We start from the raw sequence: 12,057 nt of genomic DNA, 5'->3' as shown, positions 1-12,057 counted from the left end.
CCCACCACCGACCCCCGCACCACATCACCGGCCTCCACTTCATCCACCCCGACCACCTCGCCGACACCATGGACCCCGACCAGCACCACCGCGTCGCCCAGGCCCTCGACGCCCTCGCCCGCGGCGCCCACCTCCCCTTCCTCCTCCGCGGCATCCCCGCCGAATAACAGCCGCCGAATGGCAGCCGGCGGCGGGCTACTCCCGGCCGTAGGGGCTGTGCATCGTCAGGAAGCGGATCTCCAGGTCACTGGCCAGGTAGTCCATCCGCCGCTCCCAGAAGGCGCTCAGGTGCGGCAGGGCCAGGTGGGCGTCGAGGTCGGCCTGGCTTCGCCACGCCTCGTAGAACACGAAGACGCCGGGCTCCTCGCGATCCTCGTGGAAGTGGTACTCCAGGCAGCCCGGCTCCCGCCGGGTGGGGGCCACAAAGGAGAGCAGCAACTCCTTTAGCTCCAAGGCCCGTTCGGGCTTCGGGCGGGCGATCCCGACGAGCGTGACCAGCTGATCCATGCGATTTCTCCCTCACCCGAGGTACGACGAATCTCATACCTCGGGGACAGTACCGCTGCCGAGAGGTACGATTCAAGCCGTACCTGAGGGAGGTCACCCATGCCCGACGAGGAAGGGCACCCGGCCGTCGAGGAGATCGAGCTCGGCAAGGTGCTGGCGGCGCTCGCCGACCCGCTGCGCCGCCGAGTGGTCCGCGAGCTGGCCTGCTCGCCGGACGGCACCGCGCGCACCTGCAGTTCCTTCGCGCTGCCCGTCTCGAAGGCCACCGTCACCCACCACTTCCGCGCGCTGCGCGAGGCCGGCCTGATCCGGCAGGTCGACCGGGGGAACAGCCGGATGGCCGCCCTCCGCCGGACCGACATCGACGCCCGCTTCCCCGGCCTGCTCGCCCTCCTCACCGCCGAGGCGCAGGCCCCCGGCGACGGCTGACGGTCCGGTGCCCACAGAACGCGGTGCACAGGAAGTCGGTATGGCCGACTTCCTGTGCACGTCCGGGCGTTCCCCCTGACTCACAGGGTGCCGTCACCCTGGCAGGGAGCGGCCGGGGCGACCGGTCCTCGCAGCCCCGCTCTACGATGGCCGGATGCCCGCAGAACCGATGCGCTTCCCGCCCCGGCCCCTCCGCGATGTGCAGGCGCGGCACCTCCGGCAGGCCGGCGGGTGCGGAGGCGGAGCGGCCGTCGTGACGGTCGACTTCGAGCCGTGCACCGGCCCCACCCGCTTCGAGCTCACCCTCCCGGACGACGTCCGGTTCCGCTTCGGCCCCGCCGGCGGCGACGAGGACTACCGCGATGTCTTCTCACTCCTCGAAGCGCTCGACGAGGGCATGCGCGAGGTGCTGGCCGAGGACGGGCGGATCACCCTCCACTGCCGGGCCGTGCTGCGGTCCATGGTCGTCCACCCCGTCGACTCCCACCCCCGCGCGTTTCGTGAAGCAGGGCGGCTCGCCGCACGCAAGGCCCTGGAACAGGTCTTCGGCGCCTCCTGACACCACCGGAGCGGCGGCCCGAGCACAGGAAGTCGGCCGACCCGACCTCTCGTGGGTAATGTGTGTGCCCCAGCAGACCGGTGCGAGTCCGAGCGAGGTAGCGACGTGGAACCGGCGGGGGACGGCACGACACACGACCAGGCGTCGCCGAACGTTCGCAACGACCTCTCCGGCCGGGTCACCGGGGCAGCCGTTCAGGCGGGGGACATCCACGGCGGCGTGAACGTCGTGGTGGTGAACGCGGCACCGGAGAGCGGCCCTCCCGACGAGGCCGTCGCCGAGGCGCTGCGGAAGTCCTCGCACAGCTGGCGAGCACGCTTCTCCAGCGTCGATCTGGTCAACCTGCCACGAATCGCGATGCTCTCGGACGGCAGCGCGATCCTCGGCGCGGCGAGGAACGCGGAGCTCGACACCACCAAGCCGTTCCGGGGCCAGGGGCTGGCCCCCGGGCTCTTCGTCTCCCGTGTCAGACCGTTGTTCGAGACGTGGGACGCCGAGTCGGCGACCAGGCTGTGCGAGAGCACGATCGACCACGTACACCGCGGCCTGCTGGTCTCCTTCGAAGCGCGGATGCGCTGCCGCAATCCGCCGACGATGCCTCCGTCGGAGCCCACCGGAGTCCTCGCGAAGGACCCGCACCTCCGCTTCGACATCGGCGGACGCAGCGTCGTCATCACCTTCGACCCGCACTGGCTCACGACGGCCACCGCTTCGGGCACGCTCCACGACGCCGCGCGGAACCCGCTGGTCTACTCCGGCCTCGGTACCGTGGCCGCGGTCCTGGACGACGGCACGATCCGCGTCTCCGCGCTCGTCTTCGGCCAGCCCGAGACCCCGTTCCAGTCACACCTCAAGCACATGGGCGCGTCCGCACTGCGCACGCCGGCCGGACTCACCGCCGCCGATTTCCGCAACGAGTTCTCCACCCGCCCCGGGGAAGGGGTCGCCATTCCCCGCACCCGAGAAGGAACTGCCGTGAGCCGTACGGGTATCGCCCTGCTCTTCGACGAGGACCGGGTGATCCCGGGCCAGATCGACCGCGCCGTGCTGACCCAGTCGACCAGGATCGCCCCGGAGTACCGTCGCGACCTCGGCGTGGCCGTCGCGAGCCTGTCACCGGGGCCCGCCTTCGCCGCGGGAGCCACCCCGGGCGACATCGCCGCGCACCTGCTCGCCCGCACGCCCCCGCTCTGGAAGTCCCTCACCGTCCCGGGGCTCACCGCGCTGATCCGTTCGCGCAACCTCGCCGTGTCGACCGTCACCGGGCTCACCACGGGGCAGCTCGGGGACCTCGACGAGTTGATGCGGGCGGAGATGCCGAGCTATCTCGGTGGCGTCGAGCTGGACAGGACCCTGCCGATGCAGCGGGAACTCCTTCCGCAGTGCGACCAGTACCACGTGGTGGGCGCCGAACTCCGGTTGGTCTACACCGCTGCGAGCCGCTACCTCGACGAGGCCAACGACGAGGACCTCGACCGGCCGCTGGCCCAGTGGCGGGACACCCGACTCTTCCGAACCGTGGTCTGGGAGGAGGACACCCGTCGGTCGGAGGCGGAGGAGGCCGAGGCCGCGTTCCTCCTCCGCGACCGGCTCGGCGGGCGGACCGAGTAGCCGCGGAAGCGCCCCCGGCCGCCGAGGAGATCGAGCTCGGCGAAGTGCCGTCGGCACGCGGGGCCGACCGGGAAGTCGGCCCCGCCGACTTCCCACTCCCCCGACTCGGCGTCAGGGCCACCCGGGGCCGACCCGGGCGGCGGCCGACAGGTCGGGATCGCGGCCGGAGCAAGGGTGCCGAGGCCACCTCCCGGCCGAAGGTCGGGGAGCCCGGCCGACCCGGCAAAGCTCCACGGGACACGAACCGCGCCTGTCCGTAGCCGCGCCGCGCGCGCCGCCCGCGAGGCGCCCGGCCCCCGTCGGCGGGCCCGGGCGCGGGGGTGCGAGGGTAGGGCACGTGAACCAGACGATCATGGCAGCCGCCCGCGAACGGGCCGCCGGACACCGGCGGCGGTTCGACCTCCGTTTCGAGGCCTACTTCGCCTCCCTGCCGGAGCGCCTCGACACGCCACCGCTCAGCCGCTTCACCCCCCGCTGCCTGGAGCTGCTGCGGGACCTCTCGCTGCGCGGCGGCAAGCGGCTGCGGGTCGCCCTGCTGTACGAGGCCGCCCGGCTGGTGACCACCGAGCCGGTGCCCGGTCTGGCGGAGGCCGCGCTGAGCATCGAACTGCTCCAGACGCACGGGCTCGTCCACGACGACATCATCGACGACGCGCCGCTACGCCGGGGCGGCCCCTCCACCTACTACGCCTACCGCGAGGAGTTCCCGGCGGCGGACCGCACCGCGCTGGGCCTGGCCGTCCTGGCCGGGGACCTCGCCGCCTTCCTCTCGATGCGCGTCCTGCTGGAGGCGGACGTCCCCGCCGAGCTGCGCCAGGCGATGCTGGAGGTGCAGCTGAACGCCGCCGCGGAGACGGTCACCGGCCAGATCGTCGACCTCGAACGCGACTTCCGGGCGCTTCCGGAGGAGGAGTTCCTGCACACCGTCTGCGAGTACAAGTCCACCCGCTACTCCGTCCTCGCCCCACTGCGGCTGGGCCTGCTGGCGGCCGGCGAGGACGTGGCCGCGCACGACGCGCGCCTGCGCCGGTACGCGACGCTGGTCGGCATCGGCGGCCAGCTGCGCGACGACTACCTCGACCTGTTCGGCGACGAGGCGGCCACCGGCAAGTCGACCGGCGCCGACCTCCGGTCCGGCCGCCGCAGCTACGCCGTGAGCGCCCTGCTCGCCGCCGCGGACGACGCGCAGCGGGCCGTGGTGGAGTCCGCGCTCGGCGATCCGGACTGCTCCGCGGCGACGGTCGGGCGCGTCCGCGAGCTGGCCCGGTCGCTGGGCGTGGACGGCAGGCTCCGCGCCGGCATCCGCCGCTGCGCCGAGGCCGCCGCCGGGGAGGCCTCGGGCTGGCGCCCGCACTGGCGCGAGGAGGCGGTGGCCTTCTTCGAGGGCCTCCCGCTGTCCAACGTGCTGCCGGCCGGGTGAGCGCAGCAGGCGAGCGCAGCGGGTGCCCCGGGCGGCCCCGGCCGAACTCGCGGCCGCCGGGCACTCACGCGTCACCCCCGGCAAGGGCGACAATCGTGGCATAACGGTACAGATGTACCGGCCAGACCGTATCGTGCCAAGGACGGCCGCGGGCGATCGCCGCAAGGGCAGACCCGAGGGCAGCCGGCCGGAGGCAGCCGGACACCCCGGGTACGGGGACGCGGTTGCCGCACGACACAACACCGGACAAGGGGGCACCACGGGGTGGTCGAGCCGCAGCTGACACCCGAGGTCTTCGACCGGGCGATCGTGGCGATCGCCCTGACCGCGGGCCGGGAACACCGCCTGGTCTACCGCAACGACGCCTTCCGCGAGCTGTTCGGGCCGCGGTCGATCGGGGTCCCCGTCCGGGAGCTGTTCGCCGAACCCGGGGTGGAGCGGTTCTTCGAGACGCTCGACAACGTCCTCGCCGACGGCACCGCCCGCCAGGTGACCACGCCCCGGACGGTGGAACGGCCCGGGGACGGTGACGGCGACCACCGGCACTTCGTCTACAGCTGCTCCCCGATCTCCTCCCGCTTCGGCCCCGGCATCCTGATCGCCGCGATCGACACCACCACCGAGGTGCACGCCGCCCAGCAGGCCGAACAGCTCTCCACCGACCGCCTGCGCACCCTGGAGCGGTACGAGGCGCTGATCTCCGCCGTCTCCCAGCTGGTCTGGATCGTCCGCGCGGACGGCAGCATGGCCGAGCTCGTGCCCGGCTGGCAGCGGCTCACCGGGCAGCCCTGGCGGGAGACCATGGACGAGGCCTGGTTCGAGCTCATCCACCCCCGGGACCGGGCCGGGCTGGCCGAGCAGTGGCTGAAGGCGGCGGACGCCGAGCCGACCATGTTCGAGCACTCCTTCCGGGTGCGCACCGTCACCGGGGAGTACCGGCACGTCTCCGCCCGCGCGGTGCCGATCGTCCGCGAGGGCCGGCCGGTGGAGTGGGTCGGGGCCACCTCCGACATCGAGGACCGCTGGCGCAACCGGCTCCGCGAGCGGCTGCTCGCCGGGGCCCTCGCGGTGACCGAGACCGCCCGCCCGGACGACGCCTTCGCCGCCGTCGCGGACCTCGTCGTCCCGGAGCTCACCGACGCCTGCACGGTGTTCCTGCTCTCCACCCGCGAGCACGCCACCCGGCCCGACGAGATCCTCGGCACCCGGATCGCCTCCACCGCCCGGCCCGGCCTGCCTCCGCTGCCCGCGCTGCGCCAGCAGAGCTACCGGCTCGGGCCGGCCGCCCTGCGGGTCGTCGCCCGCCAGGCCCCCGCGCTCCTGACCTTCCCGGTCGGCGAGATCCCCCCGGGCGTCGTCCCCCGGGAGTCGGCCCAGTGGCTCACCCGGGCCCGCGCCACCAGCCTCACCCTGCTGCCGATCGTCATCGACGGCATCACCGTCGCCCTCGCCGCGGCGGCCGGCTGCGAGGACACCCCGCCGCCCGGCCGGCCGGACATCGACCTGCTCCAGGACGTCCTCCAGCGCGCCCAGGCCACGCTGCGCCAGACCCTGGAGCTCCAGCGCACCCGGCAGGTGGCACTCGTCCTCCAACGGGCGCTGCTCACCGCCCCGCCGGTCGTCCTCGGCGCCGAGCTCGCCGCCCGCTACCAGCCCGGCAACCGGGCGGCCGAGGTCGGCGGCGACTGGTACGACGCCTTCCTGCTGCCAGACGGCTCGCTCGCCCTGACCATCGGCGACGTGGCCGGGCACGACCTCACCGCGGCCACCACCATGGGGCAGCTGCGCAGCATGCTGCGGTCGGTCGCCTACAACCGCACTCATCTGCACACCCCGGCCGACACCCTCGCCGCGCTCGACACGGCCGCCGACGGCCTCGGCGTGGCCGCCTTCGCCACCGCCGTCCACCTGAACCTGACCCGGGTCGGCGACGGCTGGCGGATGACCTGGTCGAACGCCGGGCACCCGCCGCCACTGCTGGTACCCGCCTCGGGCGAGCCGCGCTTCCTGGTGACCGAGGAGACCGACGTGCCGCTCTGCGTGGCCCCCGCCGAGCGGCGCCACACCCACAGCACCGGGATCGCGCCCGGGGACACCGTGCTCCTCTACACCGACGGGCTGGTCGAGGTGCCCGGGGAGAACCTGACCGTCGGCCTGGACCGGCTGGCGCAGGCGGCGGGCGCGGTCGGCCACCGGCCGCTGGACGAACTCTGCGACCACGTGCTCGCCCAGGTCGCCGAGACCCGGGACGACATCGCCCTGCTGGCCTTCCGCGCACTGGCCGCGCCGCCCGTCTGAGGCCGGCGCGGCTCGGGTGCCGCTCGGGTACCGGTCTCGGGGACCGCGCTCAGGCGCTGCCGCCGGGCGCCGCGCTCAACTGCCGCGCGGGAACGACCGCTTCACGGTGCCCTTGGTGTCGGCGGAGAGGTAGCCGCCGCCGTACTCGCCGGACAGGTAGACCTTGATGCTGGGCGTGCCGTCGGAGCTGTCCGGACCGATGATGAGGTAACGGCTGGTCGGGTTGGGGACGTTGAGGGTGTCCTGGGCCTTCTGGAGCAGGGCCGGGATGATGTCCCAGTCGTAGCTCCGCAGGTCGACGGTCTTCTGACGGGACGTCATGGTGCCGCCCGGGGTGCGGGTGACCTTGCCGTCGCGGTAGTTGAGCCGGTCGAACACCGTCGGGTCGGCCGCGGTCGGCCCCTCGGCGCTCGCGTAGGTGGGGTAGACCGTGAGCTGGGTGATCTTGGAATCCGCCAGCGACGGGCGGAAGGCCTCGACCGTCGTGCGGACCCCGGCCGGGGTGAGGAAGTCCGGGGGGACGGCGGACGGGGGCGCGGTCTTGGCCGTCACCGACGGGGCGGCGGCCGGCTCGGGCGCGGTCGACGCGGCGGCGGGGGTGGTGGGGCCCGTGCTGCCGGTCGCCGCCGGGCCGGACGCCGACGGGCCCGGGGCGGCGCCCGCGTCGTTCTCGGCGCCCGAGTCGGGCAGGAGGGTCCAGGTGAGGGCACCCGCCAGTGCGACGGCGACGACCGAGAGGGTGACCGCCCGCGCCCGCCCGCCCCGAGGCACCGGGGCCGCCGGGCCGTGCGTGGTCGCGCCGGTCGGGACGGCGTCCGCCGGGACCGCGTCGACCGGGTGCCCGGGGAAGCCGGGGCGGCCCGGCCCGGCAGCGCCGGGGTGACCGAACGTGTCGGCCGGGGCGGCGCCGTAGCCGTACCCGTGGCCGTACCCGGGACCGGCGCCGGAGCCGCTGTCGTACCCGGGACCGCCCCCGGTGCCGGGGGCGGATCCGGGCGCGGATCCGGTCCAGGCGTTCATCGCCGGGTCGGCACCGGGCCACGGGGTCGCCGCGGGCCGCGGGAGGTCCAGACCCGTCGGCGACCAGGCCACCGGACCGGAGGCCGGGCCCGGGGCGGCCCCGGCCTCCGCGGCCGCGAGCGCCTGGTCGAGCTGCTCCGCGTTCGGACGGACCGCCGGATCCCTGGCGAGCACGGCCGCCAGCACCGGGGCGAGCTGCCCCGCCCGCGCCGGCGGCGGCAGCGGCTCGTCCAGGACGGCCGCGAGGGTGGCGAGCGTGGTGGCGCGGCGCAGCGGGTGGTGGCCCTCGACCGCGACGTACAGCATCATGCCGAGCGACCACAGGTCGGACGACGGGTCGCCCTCCGCCCCGCGGATCCGCTCGGGGGCGATGTACTCGGGCGAGCCGATCAGGGCCCCGGTGCTGGTCAGGGCGGTGGCGCCCTGCATGGCGGCGATGCCGAAGTCGGTGAGGACGGGCGTGCCGTCCGGGCGCAGAAGTACGTTCCCGGGCTTGACGTCGCGGTGCTGGATGCCGGCGGCGTGGGCGGCGCGCAGGGCGGAGAGCACACCGCGGCCGATCCGGGCCGCCTCGGGCACGGTGAGCGGGCCGCGGGAGAGCCGGTCGGCGAGGCTGCCGCCGGTGACCAGCTCCATCACGAGCCAGGGGTGCGGATGGTCGGCGGTGTCGACGATGTGATGGATGATCACCACGTTCGGGTGCTGGAGCCGCGCCAGGGAGCGCGCCTCGCGGAGCACCCGCTCGCGCAGCTCCAACGCGTCCTCGGGGTTGGCGGCCGCCATCGCCGGGTCGGGCGGGCGGACCTCCTTGAGCGCCACCTCGCGGTGGAGCGCGTTGTCCCGGGCGCGCCAGACCAGGCCCATGCCTCCGCCGCCGAGTCGTTGCAGCAGCTCGAACCGGCCGTCGATGAGCCGTGCGTCCGACCCGTCAGCGTTCATGCCCGTCATCGTAGGAGACGCCGCCGACACGCCGGTGGCCGGGACGGCCCGCACCCGGTTCTCCCCGGTCGCGGGCGAGCGGGCGGGTGCGAACGGCCCGCCGGGGAGCGCCGGTCGCCGGTCAGGCGGTGGTCCGCACGCCGTCCAGGGCGATGGCCAGGACGCGGTCGCGCTGTTCCTCGTCGGGGAACGCGACCGAGCTGACACCCGAGACGAGGCGCAGCAGGTCGTCGATGGACATGTCCGCCCGCGCCACCCCCGCGTCCTGCGCGCGCCTGAGCAGCGGTGCGCTCGCGTCGAACATCGACTGCCGGCAGGCCAGGAAGATGTCCGACTCCTCCCCCTCCAGCGCCTCGCGGATCGCCCGCTTGGTCAGGGTGTAGGCGACGAACCTGCGCAGCCAGCCGGTCAGCGCCTCCCAGGGCGACTCGCCCGACAACTCCCCTGCGGCCAGGCTCAGTTCATTGACCTCGTTGGCGTAGACCGTCTCGAAGAGGTGCCGACGGGTGGGGAAGTTGCGGTAGAGGGTGCCGATGCCGACGCCGGCCCGCCGGGCGATGTCCTCCAGCGAGGCCTCGGCGCCGTGCTCGGCGAAGGCCTCGCGGGCGGCGACCAGCAGCGCGTCGAAGTTGCGCGCGGCATCGGCGCGGCGCGGGCGCTGGGCCGCCACAAACTCGCCGACCACGACCTGTTCCGTCACTGGGGCTCTCTTTTCGGACACCGGGTTGAAGCGGAGGTACGCCTCCGCTAATCTGGAGGCATGCCTCAACTTTAGCAGTGAGGTCCTGTCCCCGCCCCTGCCGGCACACCCGGTGGAGGCACCAGCACGTCCGTCGATCCGGCACCGGATCCCGAGCGCACCCGCCGGCCCGCGCCGTACGCACCGGCCCTGTTGGCCCGTTCTCCACACCTCGCACTTCGCCGCGCCTCCGGCGGTACGCACCACAGCTCCGACCGCACCGGCGCCGGCACCGCACAGCGCGCGCCACCCAGCACACAGCACACCACGCACCACGCACCACGCACCACGCACCACGCACAGCAAGCACCACGCACAGCGCTTCCGCCCGCAGCCCGTGGGCGCGCTCCCCTTGCGCGCCCCATGCCCCGAGAAGGTTCGATGAGCCGCCCGTCCAATCGCCTCACCTTCGGCGTCCTCGCGACCGGCGCGGGCGTGTTCGCCCTGCTCCAGTCGCTGATCACGCCCGCCCTGCCCACCGTCCAGCACGCGATGAACACCTCGCAGGCCACCGTCACCTGGGTGATGACCGCCTACCTGCTCTCCGCCTCGATCTTCACGCCGATCCTCGGCCGGGTGGGCGACCTGGTCGGCAAGAAGCGCACCCTGGTCGCCGCGCTCGGCGCGCTCCTGGTGGGCTGCCTGGTCGCCGCCCTGGCTCCCAACATCACCGTCCTGATCATCGCCCGGGTCATCCAGGGCATCGCCGGCGCACTCTTCCCGCTGTCCTTCGGCATCATCCGCGACGAGTTCCCCGCCTCCCGGGTGGCGACCGGCATCAGCAACCTGTCCGCCGTCATCGCGGTGGGCAGCGGCCTCGGCATGGTCCTGGCCGGACCGATCGTCGGCGCGCTGGACTACCGCTGGCTCTTCTGGTTCCCGGTGATCATCGTCGCCGTCACCGCCGTGATCGCCCAGCGCTACGTCCCGGAGTCGCCCAAGCGCGCCGAGGGCGCCGGCGGCGCGGGCAGTGTCAACTGGCTCGGCGCCGTCCTCCTCTCCGGCTGGCTGGTGGCCCTGCTGCTGCCCATCAGCCAGGCCTCGAAGTGGGGTTGGGGCTCCAACACGGTGATCGGCCTGCTGGTCGCGGCCGTCGTCCTGTTCGGCCTCTGGGCCCTGGTCGAGGCCCGCTCGCGCAACCCGCTGATCGACCTGCGGATCATGCGCCTCCCGGCGGTCTGGACGACCAACACCGCCGCCCTGCTCTTCGGCGGCGGCATGTACGCGGTCTGGGCCTTCCTCCCCGGCTTCGCGCAGACGCCGACCTCGGCCGGCTACGGCTTCGGGTCGAGCATCACCGGCGCGGGGCTGCTGATGCTGCCCATGCTGGTCACCATGTTCGTGGCCGGGATCCTCAGCGGGCGCCTCGCCGGCCGGTTCCCCGCCAAGGCCCAGCTGACCGCGGGCGCCGTCTTCGGCTCGGCCGCCTGCGCGATGCTCGCCGCCTGGCACGACCGGCCGTGGCAGGTCGCCCTGGCGGCGGGGGTCTTCGGGCTCGGCATCGGCCTCGCCTTCGCCTCGATGAGCAACCTCATCGTCCAGAGCGTGCCCGCCGCGCAGACCGGCGCGGCCACCGGCATGAACGCCAACATCCGCACCATCGGCGGCTCCATCGGCGCCGCGCTGATGACCAGCCTGGTCACCGGCCACCTGCAGCCCTCCGGCCACCCCTACGAATCGGGCTACACCCACGGGTTCGCCCTGCTCGCCGCCTTCTGCCTGGCGGCGGCCGTCGCCGCCCTGCTCGTCCCGGCCCGTCGGCCCGCACCGTTCGTGATCGGCGGCCCGGCCGCCGCCGACCCGGTCGCGGGCGCGCCGGCCCGGCCGGAGGCGGTCCGGAGCTGACCGGGTCACCCGCCCGCCCCGCCGCCCACCACGCGCCCCGCCGGCTCCCGGCGGGGCGCGTCCGTGTGCCACCGGGTGCAGCTCCACCCGGGCGCTCCACCCGGGCGCCGAGGGCGCACCCCAAATTGGATTCCAGGATTCGCATTCGATAGCCTGCCGGGCGTGAGGCTGACCAAGAGCACCGACATCGCCCTCCGCATCGCCATGCGGCTGGCGGTCCTCGACGAGGACGCGAACCCGACCACCCGCGAGGTGGCCGAGTCGGTGGGCGTGCCGTACACCCACGCCGCCAAGGTCGTCAGCCGGCTCCAGCACCTCGGTGCGGTCGAGGCGAGGCGCGGGCGGGGCGGGGGCCTCGCGCTCACCTCCGCCGGCCGGACCGGCTCGCTCGGGGTGCTGGTGCGCGAGCTGGAGGGCGTCGGCGACGTGGTCGGCTGCGAGGACGAGCCGCCCTGCCCGCTACGGGCCGCCTGCCGGCTGCGCGGGGCGCTGCGGACCGCGCAGGAGGCGTTCTTCGCCTCGCTCGATCCGCTCTCGATCGACGACCTGGTCGGCCCGCCCACCGGGCCGGTCCTGCTGAGCCTCTCCGGCAGACCCGCCGGCTGACCCCACACCCCCGTTCACCGACCCGCCGGGTCGCGCCTCCGCACGACCTTTAATGCGCATTTCAGATGCCAGTTCGGAGTGAGC

At 74.2% G+C, this 12,057-nt stretch carries 10 protein-coding genes; 7 read left to right on the top strand and 3 right to left on the bottom strand.

Going from position 1 to position 12,057, the window contains the following annotated elements:
- Positions 1-195 precede the first annotated feature (195 nt).
- Positions 196-507, bottom strand: a complete 312-nt coding sequence (locus tag ACZ34W_RS29130; protein WP_329491177.1) for a putative quinol monooxygenase — start codon at positions 505-507, stop codon at positions 196-198.
- A 99-nt stretch (positions 508-606) separates the two neighbouring features.
- Here ACZ34W_RS29130 and ACZ34W_RS29125 point away from each other — a divergent pair, with 99 nt between their 5' ends.
- The 5 genes from ACZ34W_RS29125 (at position 607) to ACZ34W_RS29105 (ending at position 6,824) form a co-directional block, all read left to right on the top strand.
- Positions 607-936 (top strand): ArsR/SmtB family transcription factor, encoded by a 330-nt coding sequence (locus ACZ34W_RS29125; protein WP_329491176.1) that lies wholly within the window; start codon positions 607-609, stop codon positions 934-936.
- Positions 937-1,189: 253 nt separating this feature from the next.
- The gene (locus ACZ34W_RS29120; RefSeq protein ID WP_465608309.1) at positions 1,190-1,495 is read left to right on the top strand and encodes a hypothetical protein; all 306 of its coding nucleotides are present in this window, start codon (positions 1,190-1,192) and stop codon (positions 1,493-1,495) included.
- Positions 1,496-1,600: 105 nt separating this feature from the next.
- Positions 1,601-3,106 carry a hypothetical protein gene (locus ACZ34W_RS29115; protein WP_465608307.1) on the top strand — a complete coding sequence of 502 codons (1,506 nt, stop codon included), beginning with the start codon at positions 1,601-1,603 and terminating at the stop codon, positions 3,104-3,106.
- Between the two features lie 352 nt (positions 3,107-3,458).
- A complete protein-coding gene (locus ACZ34W_RS29110) occupies positions 3,459-4,526 on the top strand; it encodes a polyprenyl synthetase family protein (RefSeq protein ID WP_465608312.1) in 1,068 nt (355 codons plus the stop codon).
- A gap of 264 nt (positions 4,527-4,790) precedes the next feature.
- Entirely contained in the window at positions 4,791-6,824 is a 2,034-nt protein-coding gene (locus ACZ34W_RS29105; protein WP_465608305.1) for a SpoIIE family protein phosphatase, read from the top strand.
- A gap of 75 nt (positions 6,825-6,899) precedes the next feature.
- Here the strand turns inward: ACZ34W_RS29105 and ACZ34W_RS29100 are convergent, their stop codons facing one another.
- Together ACZ34W_RS29100 and ACZ34W_RS29095 are read right to left on the bottom strand one after the other, a co-directional pair.
- Entirely contained in the window at positions 6,900-8,783 is a 1,884-nt protein-coding gene (locus ACZ34W_RS29100; protein WP_465608303.1) for a serine/threonine-protein kinase, read from the bottom strand.
- Positions 8,784-8,904: 121 nt separating this feature from the next.
- Positions 8,905-9,483, bottom strand: a complete 579-nt coding sequence (locus ACZ34W_RS29095; RefSeq protein WP_329491171.1) for a TetR/AcrR family transcriptional regulator — start codon at positions 9,481-9,483, stop codon at positions 8,905-8,907.
- A 420-nt stretch (positions 9,484-9,903) separates the two neighbouring features.
- On the opposite strand from ACZ34W_RS29095, the gene ACZ34W_RS29090 reads away from it, so the two are divergent.
- Both ACZ34W_RS29090 and ACZ34W_RS29085 read left to right on the top strand, forming a co-directional pair.
- A complete protein-coding gene (locus ACZ34W_RS29090; protein WP_465608301.1) occupies positions 9,904-11,367 on the top strand; it encodes an MFS transporter in 1,464 nt (487 codons plus the stop codon).
- A 162-nt stretch (positions 11,368-11,529) separates the two neighbouring features.
- Positions 11,530-11,973, top strand: a complete 444-nt coding sequence (locus tag ACZ34W_RS29085; RefSeq protein WP_359807808.1) for an RrF2 family transcriptional regulator — start codon at positions 11,530-11,532, stop codon at positions 11,971-11,973.
- Positions 11,974-12,057: the final 84 nt, after the last annotated feature.

This window comes from Kitasatospora sp. NPDC022856, from assembly GCF_055561235.1.
The sequence above is the reverse complement of the archived record's forward strand: the minus strand, read 5'-3'. Positions and strand labels throughout refer to the sequence as shown.